The 17859-nt window shown below is 68.8% G+C and carries 16 protein-coding genes; 9 read left to right on the forward strand and 7 right to left on the reverse strand.

Features of this window, described 5'->3' with window-relative positions; all coding sequences use genetic code 11:
• Positions 1-27: 27 nt before the first annotated feature.
• Together BM140_RS00450 and BM140_RS00455 are read left to right on the forward strand one after the other, a co-directional pair.
• Positions 28-1569, forward strand: a complete 1542-nt coding sequence (locus tag BM140_RS00450; protein ID WP_131803711.1) for a calcium-binding protein — start codon at positions 28-30, stop codon at positions 1567-1569.
• Between the two features lie 602 nt (positions 1570-2171).
• Positions 2172-3857, forward strand: coding sequence for a methyl-accepting chemotaxis protein (locus BM140_RS00455; protein WP_091940884.1), 1686 nt, complete (start codon positions 2172-2174; stop codon positions 3855-3857).
• Between the two features lie 9 nt (positions 3858-3866).
• Here the strand turns inward: BM140_RS00455 and BM140_RS00460 are convergent, their stop codons facing one another.
• The 5 genes from BM140_RS00460 to BM140_RS00480 all read right to left on the reverse strand — a co-directional run bounded on the left by BM140_RS00460 (position 3867) and on the right by BM140_RS00480 (position 9054).
• Positions 3867-4175 (reverse strand): hypothetical protein, encoded by a 309-nt coding sequence (locus tag BM140_RS00460; RefSeq protein ID WP_244535224.1) that lies wholly within the window; start codon positions 4173-4175, stop codon positions 3867-3869.
• Between the two features lie 82 nt (positions 4176-4257).
• Positions 4258-5016, reverse strand: coding sequence for a glycerophosphodiester phosphodiesterase family protein (locus BM140_RS00465; protein ID WP_091940886.1), 759 nt, complete (start codon positions 5014-5016; stop codon positions 4258-4260).
• Entirely contained in the window at positions 5013-5486 is a 474-nt protein-coding gene (locus BM140_RS00470; RefSeq protein WP_091941680.1) for a RidA family protein, read from the reverse strand. The genes BM140_RS00465 and BM140_RS00470 overlap by 4 nt, the downstream gene beginning before the upstream one ends.
• A gap of 104 nt (positions 5487-5590) precedes the next feature.
• Positions 5591-7768 carry a peptidase domain-containing ABC transporter gene (locus tag BM140_RS00475; protein WP_091940888.1) on the reverse strand — a complete coding sequence of 726 codons (2178 nt, stop codon included), beginning with the start codon at positions 7766-7768 and terminating at the stop codon, positions 5591-5593.
• Positions 7765-9054: an HlyD family secretion protein gene (locus tag BM140_RS00480; protein WP_091940890.1), complete on the reverse strand. Its 1290-nt coding sequence runs from the start codon at positions 9052-9054 to the stop codon at positions 7765-7767. Before BM140_RS00480 ends, BM140_RS00475 begins: the two co-directional genes overlap by 4 nt.
• Positions 9055-9462: 408 nt before the next feature.
• Here BM140_RS00480 and BM140_RS00485 point away from each other — a divergent pair, with 408 nt between their 5' ends.
• The 4 genes from BM140_RS00485 to argF all read left to right on the forward strand — a co-directional run bounded on the left by BM140_RS00485 (position 9463) and on the right by argF (position 13191).
• Positions 9463-9663 (forward strand): hypothetical protein, encoded by a 201-nt coding sequence (locus BM140_RS00485; RefSeq protein ID WP_091940892.1) that lies wholly within the window; start codon positions 9463-9465, stop codon positions 9661-9663.
• 267 nt (positions 9664-9930) lie between these two features.
• Complete coding sequence (locus BM140_RS00490; RefSeq protein ID WP_091940894.1) at positions 9931-10815, forward strand: helix-turn-helix domain-containing protein; 885 nt, start codon at positions 9931-9933, stop codon at positions 10813-10815.
• Positions 10816-10972: 157 nt separating this feature from the next.
• Complete coding sequence (locus BM140_RS00495) at positions 10973-12169, forward strand: aspartate aminotransferase family protein (protein WP_091940896.1); 1197 nt, start codon at positions 10973-10975, stop codon at positions 12167-12169.
• Between the two features lie 71 nt (positions 12170-12240).
• Entirely contained in the window at positions 12241-13191 is a 951-nt protein-coding gene (gene argF, locus BM140_RS00500) for an ornithine carbamoyltransferase (RefSeq protein WP_091940898.1), read from the forward strand.
• 120 nt (positions 13192-13311) lie between these two features.
• Here the strand turns inward: argF and BM140_RS00505 are convergent, their stop codons facing one another.
• On the reverse strand, positions 13312-13968 hold the full coding sequence (locus BM140_RS00505; RefSeq protein WP_091940900.1) for a glutathione S-transferase family protein: 657 nt from the start codon (positions 13966-13968) through the stop codon (positions 13312-13314).
• Positions 13969-14335: 367 nt separating this feature from the next.
• On the opposite strand from BM140_RS00505, the gene BM140_RS00510 reads away from it, so the two are divergent.
• Both BM140_RS00510 and rpsU read left to right on the forward strand, forming a co-directional pair.
• On the forward strand, positions 14336-15550 hold the full coding sequence (locus BM140_RS00510; RefSeq protein ID WP_091940902.1) for a polyhydroxyalkanoate depolymerase: 1215 nt from the start codon (positions 14336-14338) through the stop codon (positions 15548-15550).
• A 355-nt stretch (positions 15551-15905) separates the two neighbouring features.
• Positions 15906-16220: a 30S ribosomal protein S21 gene (gene rpsU / locus BM140_RS00515; protein ID WP_091940904.1), complete on the forward strand. Its 315-nt coding sequence runs from the start codon at positions 15906-15908 to the stop codon at positions 16218-16220.
• Between the two features lie 134 nt (positions 16221-16354).
• Here the strand turns inward: rpsU and BM140_RS00520 are convergent, their stop codons facing one another.
• Positions 16355-16753, reverse strand: a complete 399-nt coding sequence (locus BM140_RS00520) for a response regulator (protein ID WP_091940906.1) — start codon at positions 16751-16753, stop codon at positions 16355-16357.
• A 298-nt stretch (positions 16754-17051) separates the two neighbouring features.
• Between BM140_RS00520 and BM140_RS00525 the strand changes: the two genes are divergently transcribed.
• Positions 17052-17837, forward strand: coding sequence for a class II glutamine amidotransferase (locus BM140_RS00525; RefSeq protein WP_091940908.1), 786 nt, complete (start codon positions 17052-17054; stop codon positions 17835-17837).
• The last annotated feature ends 22 nt before the right edge of the window (positions 17838-17859 follow it).

The raw sequence follows: 17859 nt of genomic DNA on the forward strand, positions 1-17859 counted from the left end.
GTGACTCGATTTGAAGCGGGAACGACCATGGCCACTGTTCGCATCATTGATGGCGCATTTTCCATTGCTGCAATTGATTCTGCCTGGGAAGGAACATTCGACAAACAAACTTCTACAAAATGCGTCGTCGTCGACGAAAGCACGTCGTACGGAATAGAGCTTAGTGGATCGAATTTTACATATAGTGATAGTTACTATGGTGGACTTGAATCCGGCAGGATCAAGGGCATTACGATCTTTAACACCGACGGCTCCGTGCGCTGGACGATGTCCGGCCTCAGCCTCAACGCGAACGAGTTCAATACGGCGGTCAGCAATGCCTACTCTTCGAACCTGTCTCCGCTCCTGACCCTGTTGAAGGACGTGCCGCTGATCGTTTCCGGGGGAACGCTCGACGACAACTTCATCGGTGGCCAGAAGAACGACAAATTCTTCGGTGGGGTCGGCTCCGATACGTTCGTCGGCAATGGCGGCCGAGACCAGATGGACGGCGGCGTGGGCGACTACGATATCGTCAACTATTCCCAGGAAAACGGCGGCGGCGGCATCAAGGTTAATCTGACAAAGAACACGGTCGTCGATACGTATGGCAGTGTCGACACGGTCAAGAATATGGAGTTGATCGTCGGGACCGACGAGGTCGACACGTTCGTTGGTTCCAAGACAGCCGCCTATGAGGCGTTCAGCGGCCGCGGCGGTGGCGACACCATCAACGGTGGCGGCGGTTCACACAACACGGTCCGTTACGACTATGACAACGACTATGGCATCGACGTGAACCTCGCGGGCAACCCGGATGGGACGGGCTATGGGAAGTTTGGCTATTATGGAGATGTCGATACGCTGATCGGAATCCAAGATATCATTGCAACTAATGGCCAGGACACACTGGTCGGCTCCGCCGAGGCTAATACTTTCACGGGATTGAGCGGCTCTGACGACATCAACGGCGGCCTCGGAATCGACACAATCAATTATTCATTTGAGAATGGCACTCAGGGCGTCACCGTAGACCTTGAGCGTTATTTTGCCTTCGACTCCTATGGGTATAAGGATACGCTGGTCTCGATCGAGGATGTGCTCGGCACGGGCTTTCGAGACCTGATGAAGGGCTCGTCCGGCAACAATGTCCTGTTGGGCTTGGGCGGAAACGACTCGTTGAAGGGCTTGGCTGGCATCGACCGCCTTGAGGGCGGCACGGGCAACGACAGGCTGGCGGGTGGGCTTGGAAACGATAGGCTGATCGGCGGCGATGGCTACGACGACTTCGTCTTCGACACCGCTTTGAACGCGAAAACCAATGTGGATCGCATCACCGACTTCGCGGTCGCCAGCGACAGCATTGCGCTGGAAAACGCGATCTTCAAGAGCTTGAAGGTCGGCGACTTGGCCGCTGGCGCTTTTTACATCGGCTCGGCTGCCCATGACGCGAGCGATCGGATTATCTATAACAATAAAACAGGCGCCTTGCTGTACGATGCCGACGGTAAAGGCGGCCAGGCCGCCGTTCAGTTTGCTACCCTCGATAGCAACTTGAAGCTTACCGCCGATCACTTCGACATCTTTTAAGATGTTCAGTTTGGATCGACATCACCGAAGCACCTGAAATCCAATGAGACGGCATCGTCCCGGATGGCTCGGCCAGTCCGGGACGAACCATGAGATTCTGGCATCGCGCGCAGGGGCCAAGCTCGGAATCGAGGACGCGGCATACGACGCCGATCCCGGATTCACCGCTGCGACGTTTGGGATGTCGGGCCGAGCCCGGCCCGGCTCGACGGGATGAACGGCGCCATCGCCCGAGACCCACGGACATCCGTCGCTGCGCTACGCCTCCCTGTGGAAGCGGCATCTGGCCGAGTTTCTGGGCTCGCCCGAGGCGAAGACCGAAGGGGATAATTCGCCGGAGGGGCCGGCGAAGCGCTGAGGCCGGCGGGCACGTTCACCTGAGACGGCAGGCAAAATACGCAAGACGCCTGAAGTCGTTCTGTCATAATTTTAGCGGATGATCGCTTCTTCACTCCACGCTCACGCCGATCACGGCGGCGTGACGTGCGTTCACCCGACCACTCAAGGAGCGATGACTATCATCGACGCATCCGCGACGAAAAATTAACGCTCGAATTGTTAGTTCGGTCACGGAAACGCCCCCGACTCGACCGGACGACAGCATGCGCATCTCTCTCAAAGCGGCCCTCGCCGGCTCGTTCAGCCTGCTCGCCGTCGTTGCGGCCGTTCAGGGCGGGCTCAGCATCGTGAAGCTGGCGACGATCGACCGAGAGGTGCGGGAGATCGCCACCGACTGGCTGCCCTCGGTCGGGCTGCTGGGCGACATCAGCACGGCGACCCGCGACGAGCGGGTGAAATCCTATCGCTACGTCGCCACTTCGGACACGCCGGAGCTGCTCGCCGCCAACGAGAAGAGCGTGCGGGTCAGTCAGAAGGCGCTGGCCGATCTGCGCAAGGCCTACGAGCCGCTGATTTCCTCGCCGGAGGAGCGGGCGATCTACGAGCGCTTCTCCGCCACCTGGGCGACCTACAGCGCGCGGCTGGAAGAGATCATCGGGCTGATGCAGGCCGGGCGGAAGGACGAGGCGCTGACCCTGCTCGCCAGCGCCGACACGCTCGCGCTGGCCCAGACCGCCACCAAGACGCTGCAGGAGAATCTCGCCCTGAACAAGCGCAGCGCCAAGGACAGCGTCGAGCACACCGTCGGGAGTGCGGCCTCCGCTGCCACGACCGCCTGGGTCGCCATGGCGGTGACGCTGCTGGCCGCGCTCCTGGCCGCGCTGTTCGGCTGGCTCGGCATCTCGCGGCCGATCGAGGGGATGACCGAAGCGATGGGCCGGCTGGCCGCGGGCGATGCCACCCTCGACGTGCCGGGCCGGGGCCGGCGCGACGAGATCGGCGCGATGTCGGCCGCCGTGCAGGTGTTCAAGGACAATCTGATCCGCGCCCGCGCCCTCGAAGAGGAAGCCGGGCTCGCCCGCGCCGGGATCGAGGCCCAGCGCAAGGCGGCGGCCCGCGAGTTGGCGGACGCGTTCGAGCGGACGGTGGGCGGCGTGATCGGCGGCGTCTCGGCGGCGGCGACCGAGTTGCAGGCGACCGCGAAAGCGATGACCGCCACCGCCGCCCAGACCGCGGCCCAGTCCGGCTCGGTCGCAGCCTCCGCGGACGAGGCGGCGACCAATGTCGGCACCGTGGCCGTGGCGGCGGAGGAACTCGGCGCCTCGGTGCAGGAGATCGGACGACAGGTCGACGGCTCGGCCGCGCTCGCGCAAGCCGCCGTCGGCGAAGCCGGGCAGACCGCGATCCTCGTGCGCGACCTGTCGGATGCGGCCGCCCGCATCGGCGACGTGGTGGCGATGATCGCCACCATCGCCGGCCAGACCAATCTTCTGGCCCTCAACGCCACCATCGAGGCGGCCCGCGCCGGGGAGGCGGGGCGCGGCTTCGCGGTCGTCGCCGCGGAAGTCAAGGAATTGGCGAACCAGACGGCGCGGGCCACCGAAGAGATCACCGGCCAGATCGGTCGCATCCAGACCTCGACCGGTCAGGCGGTGACGGCCATCGACGGGATCGCGGGCCGGATCCGCGAGATCAGCGGCGTCGCCACCGGCATCGCCGCGGCGGTGGAGGAGCAGGGCGCGGCGACGCAGGAGATCGTCCGCAACGTGGCCCAGGCCGCGACCGGCGCCGGCGCGGTGACGGCGACCATCGCGGGCGTCGCCGCCGCGGCCGACGACACGGGGGCCGCCGCGAGCCAAGTGCTCGCCTCGGCCACCGAGCTGTCGCGCCAGTCCGAGCAGCTCGGCGCCGAGGTCGCCCGCTTCCTCGACACCGTGCGGGCGGCCTGAGCCGGGATTTCAGAAGACCGGCGGCTCGACGCTCGCGGCTTCGGGGGCGGGCGCCGCCTTCTTGCGGAGCTTGCGCCGCCTGATCGGCGCCTCCTCGTCGGTGGCGCGCTCGTGGATTGCGAAGGCGTGGAGGTCGTGCGCCCGAGCCGGTGTCGGCTCCTGATGGCCCTCGATCAGCGCGTAGAAGGCGGCGCGCACGACCTCCTTCTTGCTCGCCTCGGGATGCCGCTCGCGCACGGCGCCCAGCAAGTCCTTCGGCTTCATGCCGGCCGTCGCCACGCTGCGCAGCGTGGCCGCGATCTCGTCGATCGACGCCATCTCGTCCCTGTCCCTCGGTCGCAACCGCCGGCTCCTGTCCGGCCCCGCGATCTTAACACAGGTATGGTTGCGCAGCCCTCCGTCAGGGGCGGAAGCCCTCGAACACCATCTGGTCGGCATGGGCCTGCGCCAACGCCCGCTGCTCGGGCGTGCGGACGGTCCAGGTCATCACCGGCATGCCGCCTAGGCGGCGGCAGAGATAGGGCACCGGCCCCGGCAGGTCGCCGACGCGCCAGGACAGGAAGTCGGGCCGACTCTCGTCGAGATGGAGCAGACCCGAGAGGGCGGTGCGCAGCGACGGGCTCAGCCGCTCGTATTCGGGATCGTCCTGGCTCGCCTCGGCGACGATGCCGCGCGGCACGGTCGGCGCGATCGCGGCCAGGGTGCCGACGATGCCCGGATCGAAGGATTTGAGCGCGATCGGCGCCGAGAACCCGGCCACCACCTCGGCGGTGCGGCGGGTGAGGCGGCGGTCGCCGTCGAAGCGGCTCTTGATCTCGACCACCACCGGCACCCGCCCGCCGACATGGCGCAGGAATTCGGCGAGCGTCGGGACGCGCTCGGCCGTCCCGAAGATCGTCAGCCCGCCGAGATCCGCCGCGCTCGTCGCCTCGACGGCCCCCTCCGCGCCCGTCAGCCGCCCCAGGGTCGCGTCGTGAAACACCATCGCCTCGCCGTCGGCGCTGATCTGCACGTCGCACTCGATGGCGTAGCCCGCACTCGCCGCGGCTTCCGCCGCCGCGAGGGTGTTCTCGGGCACGCCGGCCGCACGGTCGTGCAGCCCGCGATGGGCGATCGGCCGCGCGGTCAGCCAGTCCGGCGCGTTGAGGGCGCGGCTCACGCGACCTCGAACATCGCCTCGACCTCGACCGCGGCGTCGAGGGGAAGTTCGGCCACACCCACCGTCGAGCGGGCGTGGCGGCCCTTGTCGCCCAGCACCGCGACCATCAGGTCGGAGGCGCCGTTCATGATCGGCGCCAGCGCGGCGAAGCTCGGCACGGCGTTGATGAAGCCGCCGAGCCGGACGCATTGCACGACGCCGCGGTCGAGATCGCCCACCGCCGCCTCGATCTGGGCCAGCACGTTGAGGGCGCAGAGCTTGGCCGCCTCGATCCCGGCCTCGTTCGAGACCTCGGCGCCGAGCTTGCCCTTGTGGGCCTCGGACAGCTTGCCGTCGGGCCCGAAGCAGATCTGGCCGGAGACGATCACGAGGTTGCCCGAGCGCACGAACGGCACGTAGTTCGCGACCGGCGCCGCCGCCTTCGGCAGGGTGAGCCCGAGGGCCTCCAGGCGTTCCTTGACCGAGTTCATCGCCATGCATCTCCCGCTTCGGTTCGTGGCCGGCGTCTCAGCACGGGGGCAGGGCAGGGCGCAAGGGGGCCGCTTCCCCTCCCCACAAAGGGGAGGAGAACGCCTCATCCGGCTGCCGGGAGAGAGGCGTCCTCTCGCGCTGCCTCCGCCGCCTCCCGGCTCGCCGAAAAATCGTAGCGCAAATCGGCGTGCGCCACGGTCGCGGGCCGGTGGGCGACGATGACGCGGGTCATCCTGAGGTCGCGGAGGGCGGCGGCGATGACCGCCTCGGTGGGTTCGTCGAGCGCGCTCGTCGCCTCGTCGAGGAACAGGATCTCGGGGCGCCGGTAGAGGGCGCGGGCCAGGATCACCCGCTGGCGCTGGCCGCCGGACAGCGTCGAGCCCATGTCGCCGACCAGCGTCTCGAAGCCCATCGGCGTGCGGGCGATGTCCTCCAGGATCGCGGCACGGGCCGCACATTCGCGGATCCAGCCGGGATCGGGGCGCTCGTCGAAGCAGGCGATGTTCTCGGCGATCGAGCCGGCGAACAGCCCGTCGTCCTGCATCACCCCGGCGATGCGGGAGCGATAGGCCGCCGCCCCGCCGGCCCGGATGTCGCGGCCATCGACCAGCACCGCGCCCTCGGTGGGCGCGATCAATCCCATCATCACCCGCATCACGCTGCTCTTGCCGCAGCCCGAGGGGCCGGTGATGGCGAGACTCGATCCGGCCGGGACGGCGAGGCTCAGGTTGCGAAACACCCAGGGCTCGTCGGCGCCGTAGCGCAGCGACAGGCCCGCCGCCCTTAAGGCCGCGCCGCGCACTTCGCCGCCGACCAGCGCCGGGGCGGCGGGGGGAGCGGCCTCCGGGGCAGCCGGCAGCGCGGAAAAACTCTCCTCCGGCTCGGTCATGACGATGTCGGCCAGCCGGTCGGTCTGGACGTTGAGCATGCGCAGCTGGAAGCCCGCCTGCATCAGGTTGCCGATGCGGGTCGAGAACTGGTCGCGATAGGCCAGGAAGGCCACCAGCATGCCGAGCGACATCCGCTGGTCGATGACGGCGCCCGCGCCCAGCACGAGCAGCAGGAGTCGGTCGGTGCCGAACAGGAACTCGTTGCCGCGCCCGAACACGAGGTCGAGCCGTTGCAGCCGCAGCCGGGCGTTCAGCGCCTGGACGAACTGGTTCATCCACACGCCGCGGCGGCGCTCGCGCAGGTTCAGGAGCTTCACGCTCGCCATGCCGCGCACGGTCTCGATGAAGTGGCTCTGCTGGCGGGCTTCCGCGACGAGCGCCTCCTCGGTGCCCTCGCGATACGCCTTGTAGGCAATGACGCGCAGCCCCACGGTGAGCGCGGTGGAGGCGAGCGCCACGAGCGCCAGCCAGCCGCCATACACGAACAGCATGATCAGCATGCCGACCGACATGATGCCGTCGAGGGCCGCCTGGACGAGGTCGGTGGTGAGCCCCTTCTGGATCGTGGCGAGCGAGCCGAAGCGGGAGATCACGTCGCCGACGTGCCGCTTCTGGAAATAGTCGAGCGGCAGCCGCGACAGGTGGTCGAACAGCGAGCCCGACCATTGGTAGTTCAGCTTCGAGCCCGTCAGCATGATCGCCCAGGTGCGGGTGACGCCCAGTCCCAGTTGCAGGAGCAGCAGGAGGGCGAGCCCGAGGCCGACGACGAGCAGCAGGTCGCGGTCGCCGTTCACGATGACCTCGTCGATGACGATCTGCGAGGCGATCGGCATCAGGATCGAGACGAGTTCGATGCCGAGCGAGAGCGCCAGGATCTGCGCCATCGCCCCGCGGATGCCGGCCAATCCCCGGAACAGGTCGGGGATGCCGAAGCGGCGCTCGGCCTTCTCCCGCACGAAGCTCTGGTTCGGCTGGACCTCGAGCGCCACCCCGGTGAACTCGCGGGAGGCTTCCACCAGACTCAAGGTTCGGCGGCCCCGGGCGGGGTCGTGGATGACGATGTCCTTGCGGCGCACCTCCGCCAGCACGACGAAATGGTTGAGGCCCCAGTGCAGGATGCACGGGGTGCGAAGCCGCCCGAGATCGTCGAGTTCGACCCGGAGCGCGCGGGCCGAAAGGCCCATCGTGCCCGACAGGTCGATGAGGTTTCTGAGCGTCATGCCCTTGAGCGAGAGGGCATGACGGGCCCGCATCGTGCCGAGATCGACCGCGCGGCCGTGATAGCCCAGCACCATGGCCAGACACGCCATGCCGCATTCGGCGGCCTCGGCCTGGAGCAGGACGGGCAGGCGGCGACCGAAGCCGAACTTGAGGTCGGCGATCAGGCTCATCGGATGCCTCCGTCCGTCACGAGATCGACGCTGCGCTTGACGTGGGTGATGGGGTCGAGGAGCCAGCGGTAGAGCGGGCGCTTTTCCAGCGCGATGTCGGCCTCGACCCGCATCCCGGCCTCCAGCCGCCGCTTCTCGCCATAGGCCGTGACGCTGTCGGCATCCGGCCGCACGACGATGCGGTAGACGCCACCGCCGGCCTTCTTCGAGGGGTCTCTCGCCGCATCGGGGGCGGCGTTGCCGTCCTCCAGCGGCGCGCGGGTCACCTCGGTGACGCGGCCGCCGTAGAGGCCGAAGCGCTGGAACGGGAAGGCGGCGTAGCGCAGCATCACGGTGGCGCCCGGTTCGATGAAGCCGATGGCCGAGGAATCGACGTAGAGGTTGGCCTGCAATCGCCCCTCGCTCGGCAGCAGCGTCAGCAGGCTCGCGCCCGCCGCCACCGTCTGCCCGGCCTGCGCCCGGATCGAGGTGAGGATGCCGCGCTCCGGGGCGCGCACCTCGATGGCCCGGCGCGCCTCGCTCTCGGCCCGCTGCTGTTCGAGCTGCGCCGCGGTGCGGTCGAGTTCGGCGAGGTCGCGGGCGAGCGTCTCGTCGTAGGTCGCGAGCTTGGCCTTCAGGTCGCCGAGCTTGCCCGCCACCTGCAAGCCGTTCTGGCGGAACTGGGCGAGCTGCGAGGTCGCCTGGAGATAGAGGTAGTTCTGGCTCTGGAAGTCGGCGGCGCGGGCGAAGCCCTTGGCGACGGCGTCGGCGAGTTCCTGGGCGCGGGTCTTGAGCGGGGGAACCAGCTTCTCCTGGAGCTCGACCTGCTCGGCGACGCGCGCGCCCTGCTCCTCCAGGTTGGCGATCTGCTCCGTGAGCCCCCGCTTCTCGGCCTCGGCCATGGCGGCGCGAGCGGCGCGCTGGCGCTCGACGCTGTCGCGCTGGCGGGCGAGCTGAGCGATCACCCGCTCCTGGGTCGGGCCGCTGGCCGAGACCGCGTCGAGGTCGATGGTGAAGAGGAGCTGGCCGCGCTCGACCCGCTCGCCCTCCTTCACGCCCGAGGCGCTGACCCGGCCTGCGAGCGGGCTCGCGACTGTGATGAGGCCGACATCCGGCGCCAGCAGGCCGTCGGCGTGAACGCGGCGGGTATAAGTGCCGAGCCACACGTACAGCGCGACCGCCGCAACGAAGCCGAGGCAGAGACGGACGACGATCCGTACCGGCAGCGGCTGGACGATCTGCGCCTCGCCGAGCCACGCGCTGCGCCGGGCTTCGGCGACCTCGCGACGGAACAGGGGCTTGGTCACCGGAGGCCTCCCTCGGCAGCGATTCGGCACTCCGAACCTGCGTTGTTCTGTCGCATTATCCCGGTAAACCCCATATTCTTCAAACGATTAGACCTTACCCTCGTGGCATCGGCACCGGCTTCAGCCCCTAGGTCAATTTTTGATCCCTCGGCGCGCGCGCCGCGACATTTCGTCAATGCGGTCCGAGCGGAGCCACCCTCCCCGGTCGCGGCGGGCGAAGGGCAAAATGTGACCACCGATCCCGATCCAGAGCCGTATGGGGCAGGTATCGGCTGCGGCAAGGGTTGCCTCCCGAAACAATATCCGTACCTTCCATAGCAGAGCAGCGCACAGCGCCGCTCTTATTCCATGGGAAGACAGAAATACAGAACGTCTTTCTCAGTATCGTGCGACACGCAGGAGAAAACCATGCAGCAGAACATTGACACCATCCGTGAGCTCGACGCTGCGGAGCTGGATCAGGTCGGCGGCGGGCTGTCCCTGGGCCTCGGCCTCGAGGTCGACCTCAGCCAGGAGCTGGGCGCGGTGTCCGGCACGGTCGATCAGGTGGGCGGCCTCGTGGGCGGCGTGCTCGACAAGGTGCTCGGTGCCGCCGGCGGCCTTCTCTAAGACCTGACGGGTCAGACCCGGCCCGCCCGCGCAGCGCGACCAGACCCGCTGCGCGGGCGGGCCTATGCCGCTTCCGGCGAGCGGCATCGGCGGCGGAACAGCGAACCGCGCGCTTCCGTTGCCTGTCATCGAAAGCGTGGCCGGCCGGCCCGCAGGAGACCGGAGAGATGGGTGCCCGACCGTGAACGGGCACCGCGACGTTGATCGAAGAACGCCGGGGCCTCTCGACGCGCCCGTCGGCGCCGACATTCGGGAGCGATGCGAACGATGGGCGTGCCCTTCGCCAACGGATGCGTGCAGGGAGAGGTGAGCGCACCGCCCGACCGGGTGTTCGGGCGGATCGAGGCCGGCGGCGTCGAAGGGTTGACCTTCATCGACTACGCCTACGGCGCACCCGGGCACAGCACGCATCAGGTCGGCGGCCTCCTGGTCGGCACGTGGCACGGCGAGCCCTGGACCCGGCTGACCTTCTCCGGCGATGCGGAGGGCGAGGCGACCGAGGAATGGTCGGGCGAGACCTTCGTCCTGCGCGGTCCGGGCTATGCCGGCCGCACCCGCTGGAGCGGGCGGTACCGCGCCCGCTACATCGCCTTTTCCCCCGGCGCGGTCGAGCGGATGACCGAAACGCCGCTCACCGACATTCCCGTCCCTTCGACCGCCTGCGACCTGACCGAGCGGATGACGGTGTTCCATCTGCTCGCCGCCCTCGGCCGCCAAGCGGAGGAGGGGAGCCCCACGGACACGCTGCTGCTCGACAGCGTCGGCCTCGCGGTCCTGCGCGCCTCCGGGGCGCTGCCGGCCGCGCCGGCCCGCCGCAGCGCGACGCTGACCCGACGCCAAGCGGCCCGCATCCGCGAGCTCGTCGCCGCGCGGATCGGCACGCCGCTGACGCTCGGCGAGATGGCGCGGGCCGTGGATCTCTCCGAGGGCTATTTCGTGCGCGCCTTCAAGGGCTCGTTCGGGGTGACGCCCTACCAATACGTACTGCGCGAGCGCGTGGCGCTCGCGCAATCGCTGATCCGCTCCGGCACGGTCTCGCTCAGCGAGGCGGCGGCCCGCTCGGGCTTTCCCGACGCGCGCCGCATGGGCCGCACCTTCCGCAAGGTGACGGGCCGCTCGCCGACCGCCATGGCCCGGCTGCGCAGCGCCTGATCGACCGCGTCACGACTGAGCCGGCAAAGGACACTGTCAAGACACAACCGCCGCTCCGCGACGTTGCGGTTACCCCCTTTTCCAGTGTAATCGCGACCGTGCCGCCCGCGCCCCGAGGCGGCACTTTCGTTTGGGAAGTCCTCTCAGAGGAAGCCGGATGACCGCGACCTCCGCCCTGCTGCCGACCTATGCCCGCGCGCCGCTCGCCTTCGAGCGCGGCGAGGGCGCTTGGCTCGTGACGGAGGGCGGCGAGCGATATCTCGATTTCGGGGCCGGCATCGCGGTCAACGCCCTCGGCCACGCGCATCCGCACCTCGTCGAAGCGCTGACCCACCAGGCGCAAAAACTCTGGCACACCTCGAACCTGTTCCAGATCCCCGAGGGCGAGCGGCTTGGCCGGCGGCTCGTGGACGCGACCTTCGCGGACGTGGCCTTCTTCGCCAATTCCGGTGCCGAGGCGAACGAGGCCGCCATCAAGATGGCGCGCAAGTACCACGCGGCCGGCGGCCATCCGGAGCGCTACCGCATCGTCACCTTCGAGGGCGCCTTCCACGGGCGCACGCTCGCCACCATCGCGGCGGGCGGGCAGCAGAAATACATCGACGGCTTCGGCCCCAAGGTCGAGGGCTTCGATCAGGTGCCGGTCGGCGACTTCGAGGCTCTGGAGGCCGTGATCGGGCCCGAAACCGCCGCCCTGATGATCGAGCCGATCCAGGGGGAAGGCGGCCTGCGGCTGATCCCCGGCGAGACCCTGCGGCGGCTCCGCGCGCTGTGCGACGCGCACGGCCTCCTCCTCATCATGGACGAGGTCCAGACCGGCGTCGGGCGCACCGGCAAGTTCTTCGCGCATGAATGGTCGGGCGTGACCCCGGACATCATGAGCGCGGCCAAGGGCATCGGCGGCGGCTTCCCGCTCGGCGTCTGCCTCGCGACCGCGGACGCCGCCCGCGGCATGACGGCGGGCACCCACGGCACCACCTTCGGCGGCAACCCGCTCGCCATGGCGGTGGGCAACGCCGTGCTCGACGTGGTCCTGGGCGAGGGCTTCCTGGCGCATGTCGAGCGGATGGGGCTGCTGCTGACGCAGAAGCTCGCCGGCCTCATCGACCGCCATCCGCACGTCTTCGCCGAGCTGCGCGGCCAGGGCCTGATGCGCGGCCTGAAGCTCAACCTGCCGAACACCGAGTTCGCGGCCGCCGCCCGCGCGCGGCACCTCCTGGTGATTCCGGCGGGCGACAACGTGATCCGCCTCTTGCCGCCGCTCATCGTCGGCGAGGCGGAAGTGGACGAGGCCGTGGCCCGGCTCGAGGCCGCGGCGACCGATCTGGAGGCGCAGATGCGCGGCGCGGCCTAACGGGCTTTTCCCTCGAGACGCCTTGAGCGGCGACTCGAGGGCCCCCGGCCGCCTCGCGAAGCGAAGATTCAATGAGCACGACCCTGAACGGCAGCGGACCCGCAGTTCGCCACTTCCTCGACCTCAAGGATTTCTCCGCCGAGACCCTGCGCGGCATCCTCGATTCCGGCGCGGCCATCAAACGCGCGCGGGTGAAGGGCCGGCAGGCAACCGAGCGCCCGCTCACCGGCAAGATGCTGGCCATGGTGTTCGACCGGCCGTCCACCCGCACCCGCGTCTCGTTCGACGTCGGCATGCGCGAACTCGGCGGCGACACCCTGATGCTGACCGGCAAGGAGATGCAGCTCGGCCGCGGCGAGACGGTGGCCGACACCGCGCGCGTGCTGTCGCGCTTCGTCGACGCCATCGTGATCCGCACCCTCGACCATGCCCTGATGCTGGAGCTCGCCGAACACGCCGAGGTGCCGGTGATCAACGCGCTGACCAAGGTCTCGCATCCCTGCCAGATCATGGCCGACATCATGACCTTCGAGGAGCATCGCGGGCCGATCAAGGGCCGCACCATCGCGTGGTCGGGCGACGCCAACAACGTGCTGGCGAGCTGGGTCCACGCCGCCGCCCGATTCGATTTCACCCTCACCGTCGCCGCCCCGGACGAGCTGGCGATGCCGCCGGCGCTCGTCGCCTGGGCCGAGCGCGAGGGCGCGCGGGTTCACGCCACCAAGGACGCCTTCGAGGCAGTGAAAGGCGCGGACGCCGTCGTGACCGATTGCTGGGTCTCGATGGGCGACGACGACGAGCATTTCCGCCACAACCTGCTCTCGCCCTACCGGGTCGATTCCGCCCTGATGGCGCATGCCGCCAAGGACGCGATCTTCCTGCACTGCCTGCCGGCTCACCGCGGCGAGGAGGTGACGGCCGAGGTGATCGACGGCCCGCAATCGGTGGTGTTCGACGAGGCCGAGAACCGGCTCCACGCCCAGAAGGGAATCCTGGCGTGGTGCCTGGGGAACGAGGGGTAGGGCCCCGGCTCGACAGATGGATGCCGGCCTTCGAGAAAAGGTCCGTGCGGCGCGAGACATGAGCGACACGTCCCGGATCCGAGATCCGGGACGTTTCTTTTAGGCCCCTCGGATCGCCCCTCAGAACTCCATGTCGAGTTCCTCGATCTCGTCCGGCTCTTCTTCGGCCAGGGCTGCCCATTCGTTGAGCAGATCCCAGCCGAGAATCGTGTCGCGGTAGGTCGCGGCGGTGAAGGGCAGGGCGACGTCGTAGGTGCGGAAACGCGTGCAGACGGGGGCGTACATCGCGTCCGCCATGGTCGGCCGGGCGCCGAACAGGAACGGCCCGCCCGAGCGCGACAGGCAATCCTCGAAGATCGCGCAGATGCGCTCGATGTCGCCCTTGGCGCCGTTGAAGATCTTGAAGCCGCGATGCAGGCTGCGCAGGTTCATCGGCAGGGCCGAGCGCAGGTTGATGAAGCCGCCATGCATCTCCGCGCAGACCGAGCGGCAGCGGGCGCGCTCCGACGGCGCCTCCGGCAGGAGCCCGGCCTCGGGCCTGATCTCGTTGAGATATTCGGCGATGGCGAGCGCGTCCCAGACCGCGATGCCGCCATGATCGAGCCGCGGCACGAGGAAGGACGGCGAGAGGTGGAGCAGTTCGGCCCGCGTCGAGGCGTCGGTGCCGGGCAGCAGCTCCACGGCGAGATCGAGCCCGGCCATCCGGCACAGCAGCCAGCCGCGCAGCGACCAAGAACTATAATTCCGGCTGGAGATCGTGAGCGTCGCCTCGGCCATGGTGTTCCCCCGCTTCGTCCCGGCGGGGGCGATCCAAGACTTGTGCCGGATGCTTGGCAAGATGCTCGACGAAGAACTTGGCAAGCCGTTTGCCAGGGACGGTGCGGGCCGGACGCACGGCCCGGCGCAAGCCCGGCTCAAGCCACTCGTGCGAAACGAGGAACGGACGTTCTCCCGGAAGCCGTCCGCCCGATGTGATGCATCCACGCCACAGGCTGCATCTGTGTACTTTTGGTCGGTTGCGCGGTTTTACGAACGGCTTAGCCTGGACCGTCCGACATCGCGGCGTGAGGGCAGCGGCCGCGACTTGAAAAGTGCCACGGACGACGCCGGGCATCGGGACGTTCGTGCTGGGGAGTGTGACCCGATGCTGTATCAAGCCTTCGATGTCCAGTCGGACATCGCCCGGCAGACGCGCCAGTGGGGGAGTCTCCTCCACGACGCCGCCGCGCCCTGGCTGCGCACGCCCTGGCATCATAACGCCAAATGGTGGTCCGCGGGCGCCCGGATGATGATGCGCGCCGGGCTCACCTTCGTCCGCCCCGCCTACGGCATCAACACGGTGACGGTCGGCAACCGCGAGGTGCCGGTGATCGAGGAGCCGGTGCTGGCTACGCCCTTCGGCACGCTCCTGCGCTTCCGCAAGGACATCGACACCGCCCAGCCCAAGGTGCTGCTGCTCGCCCCCCTCTCGGGCCACTTCGCCACGCTCCTGCGCGGCACCGTGCGCACGCTGCTGCCCGACCACGACGTCTACATCACCGACTGGCACAACGCCCGCGACGTGCCGCTCTCGGAGGGGCGCTTCGGCTTCGACGACTACGTCGATCACGTCGTGCGCTTCATGGAGGCGATCGGCGAGGGCGCCCACCTCATGGCGGTGTGCCAGCCCGCGGTGCAGGCGCTCGCCGCCACCGCCGTGATGGCCCACACCAGGAACCCGGCCCAGCCCCGCAGCATGACGCTGATGGCCGGGCCCGTCGATTGCCGCATCAGCCCGACCTCGGTGAACCAGCTTGCCACCTCGAAGCCGATCGAGTGGTTCGAGGACAACCTGATCGCCACCGTCTCGGGCCGCCACAAGGGCGCGGGCCGGCGGGTCTATCCGGGCTACATGCAGGTGACGGCCTTCGTGGCGATGAACGCCCAGCGCCATCAGGACGCGCACACCAACCTGTTCTGGCACTACGTCGACGGCGAGACCGAGAAGGCGCGCGCCGTCGAGGCCTTCTACGACGAGTATTTCGCCGTGCTGGATCTGGCCGCCGAGTTCTACCTCGAGACGGTCAAGACCGTGTTCCAGGACTACACGCTGGCGCGCAACGAGCTGACCTATCGCGGCGAGCGGATCGACATGGGCGCGATCCGCCGCACCGCCCTGATGACGGTCGAGGGCGAGCGCGACGACATCTGCGCGGTCGGCCAGACCATGGCGGCGCACGACCTCTGCTCGGGCCTGCCGCCGCACATGAAGAGCCACCACCTCCAGGCGGGGGTCGGCCATTACGGCGTGTTTTCCGGCCGCAAGTGGGAGAGCCAGACCTACCCGCTCGTGCGCAACTTCATCGCCGCGCACGCGTGAGGCGGGGGCCGAACGGCCTTCGAAATCCTCCACCGCCGTCGTTCCGGGGCCGCGCAGCGGAACCCGGAACGACGGCGGTGGGCCTCGGCGCTCGGGCGGGTCCCCCACGGAAGCGCAAAATCCGCGTGGGGAAAAACTTTCGGGAGGCCTTGTCTTCCGCGCGCACTTCCAACCGGAGCCGGCTTCGTGTAAGTCGCGCGCCCAGGTGCAATTCATTCGCGCCGACTCGGCCGCCGTCGCGACGCCTCCCCCGGAAGGAAACCGGGGACCGGGGCGCCTGACGGCTTTTTCCCGGTTCAGCCGGGAATCTGAGGCCGGCGCGGTCCGAAACAGCAGAACTCAGGGGTTGATTCCGTTGCAGGTACTCGTCCGCGATAACAACGTCGATCAGGCGCTTCGCGTCCTCAAGAAGAAGATGCAGCGCGAAGGCATCTTCCGCGAGATGAAGCAGCGCAAGGCCTACGAGAAGCCGTCCGTGCGCAAGGCTCGCGAGAAGGCCGAGGCCGTCCGCCGCGCCCGCAAGCAGGCCCGCAAGACCGCGATCCGCGAGGGCCTGATCGCCGCGCCGAAGCCGAAGCCCCGCACCGGCGGCCCGCGTCGTCCCGGCGCTCCGAGCTTCTCGCAGCAGCCGGCCGCCGCTCCCGCCGCGACGCCCGCCGCCGCGTCCTAAGCTTTTCGCCGGCCCCGGCCGGTTCGAGAGCATCGGTCCGAACGGTGGGAACCGGCCTTCGGAAAAAGCCGATGCTCTCGACGCGACACGAAAAAGGCCCCGCCGTCGGCGGGGCCTTTTTCGTGTCCGAAGCGTCAGGCCGCCCGGGCCGTGAGGGTGGCGCGCTCGGCCTGCCGCAGCAGGTCGAGGGGCAGCCAGGGCTTGCTCATGTAGACGGCTCGCGGCGGCAGGTCGGCGCGCGCCGCGCCCTCGGAGGTCACCACGAGCCGCACCTGCGGCCAGCGGTCCCCGACCGTGCGGGCCAGTTCGGCCCCGTCCATCTTCCCCGACAGATGCGTGTCGGCGATCACCATCGCCACCGTCACGTCGTCCCGCTCCAGCACCGCCAGCGCGTCCTCCGCGCTCGAACAGGCGATCACGTCGAGGTCGGTCTCCTCGATCAGCGCCGCGGCGAGATCGCGGGCGGCCTCGTCGTCCTCGACGACGAGCGCGACGGGACAGTCGGATGGGGCGACGGATGCATCTTGGGGCATGGGGTCTCCTCGGGTGACGAAGGGCCGGCGCGGCAGAGTCGCGCCGGAGGGCGGAACGCGACGCGGGTCGACGATGGTTGCCGAACGGTTTCCAAGCGGGTTGCCTTGCGACAACAGGTGCGCGGATGAATGGTTCAGGGACCGATCGCATCCCGGCGTCCCACCGCCGCAATGATCTTTCTTAACGGCCTGTTCACGCAAGGGAGCAGATTGTAACAGTCCGGTGACGCGGACCGCTCCGTTCGGACCGAGTCTTGCTTAGCCGGAGCCAGGAGGCAAAGGAGGCCGCTGTCCCGCCATGTGCCGATTCCTCGCCTATCTCGGTGAGCCTGTCTTCCTGAACGAGCTCGTCTGCGCACCGACGCATTCGCTGGTGCATCAGTCGCTCCACGCGGCCGAGGCGAAGACGGAGACCAACGGCGACGGCTTCGGCATCGGCTGGTACGGCGAGCACGCCGAGCCCGGCCTCTATCGCGACGTCTGCCCGGCCTGGTCGGACGACAACCTCGTCAACCTGTGCCGGCAGGTGCGGGCCAAGACGTTCTTCGCCCATGTGCGGGCGGCGACCGGCACGGCGACGACGCGGGCGAACTGCCATCCCTTCGCCCATGGCCGCCACCTGTTCATGCATAACGGCCAGATCGGCGGCTATCACCGGATCAAGCGGCGCCTGGAGGCGCTGATCCCCGACGACCTCTACGACACCCGCCGCGGCACCACCGATTCCGAGGCGATCTTCCTGCTGGCGCTGGCCAACGGGCTGGAGGCCGATCCGGTCGGTGCCATGGAGGCGACCTGTGCCACCGTCCGCGACCTGATGCAGGCCGCCCGGATCACGGAGGCCTTCCGCTTCACCGCGGTGCTGACCGACGGCGACAGCCTCACCGCCTTCCGCTGGGCCTGCGACGGGCGCCCGCCGAGCCTCTATTTCCGCGAGAGCGAGCGCGGCCTCACCGTCGTCTCCGAGCCGATCGACGGCTGCCGCGACGGCTGGCAGGTGGTGCCCAAGGGCGGCACGCTGCGCGCCCGCCGGGGGTTTCGCGCCGTGGTGGGACTGCCGGAGGCCGGCCGCGCGGCGGCTTGATGGTTCGTAATTGCAGCCTCCC

Source organism: Methylorubrum salsuginis (assembly GCF_900114375.1).
GTDB lineage: Bacteria > Pseudomonadota > Alphaproteobacteria > Rhizobiales > Beijerinckiaceae > Methylobacterium > Methylobacterium salsuginis.

Bases quoted from the DNA above. Each gene is read 5' to 3' on its own strand.
- argF (WP_091940898.1), top strand. From the start codon at position 12,241: ATGAGCACGACCCTGAACGGCAGCGGACCCGCAGTTCGCCACTTCCTC.
- BM140_RS00450 (WP_131803711.1), top strand. From the start codon at position 28: ATGGCCACTGTTCGCATCATTGATGGCGCATTTTCCATTGCTGCAATT.
- BM140_RS00460 (WP_244535224.1), bottom strand. From the start codon at position 4,175: ATGGCGTCGATCGACGAGATCGCGGCCACGCTGCGCAGCGTGGCGACG.
- BM140_RS00495 (WP_091940896.1), top strand. From the start codon at position 10,973: ATGACCGCGACCTCCGCCCTGCTGCCGACCTATGCCCGCGCGCCGCTC.
- BM140_RS00505 (WP_091940900.1), bottom strand. From the start codon at position 13,968: ATGGCCGAGGCGACGCTCACGATCTCCAGCCGGAATTATAGTTCTTGG.
- BM140_RS00455 (WP_091940884.1), top strand. From the start codon at position 2,172: ATGCGCATCTCTCTCAAAGCGGCCCTCGCCGGCTCGTTCAGCCTGCTC.
- BM140_RS00470 (WP_091941680.1), bottom strand. From the start codon at position 5,486: ATGAACTCGGTCAAGGAACGCCTGGAGGCCCTCGGGCTCACCCTGCCG.
- BM140_RS00485 (WP_091940892.1), top strand. From the start codon at position 9,463: ATGCAGCAGAACATTGACACCATCCGTGAGCTCGACGCTGCGGAGCTG.
- BM140_RS00520 (WP_091940906.1), bottom strand. From the start codon at position 16,753: ATGCCCCAAGATGCATCCGTCGCCCCATCCGACTGTCCCGTCGCGCTC.
- BM140_RS00490 (WP_091940894.1), top strand. From the start codon at position 9,931: ATGGGCGTGCCCTTCGCCAACGGATGCGTGCAGGGAGAGGTGAGCGCA.
- BM140_RS00525 (WP_091940908.1), top strand. From the start codon at position 17,052: ATGTGCCGATTCCTCGCCTATCTCGGTGAGCCTGTCTTCCTGAACGAG.
- BM140_RS00475 (WP_091940888.1), bottom strand. From the start codon at position 7,768: ATGAGCCTGATCGCCGACCTCAAGTTCGGCTTCGGTCGCCGCCTGCCC.
- BM140_RS00510 (WP_091940902.1), top strand. From the start codon at position 14,336: ATGCTGTATCAAGCCTTCGATGTCCAGTCGGACATCGCCCGGCAGACG.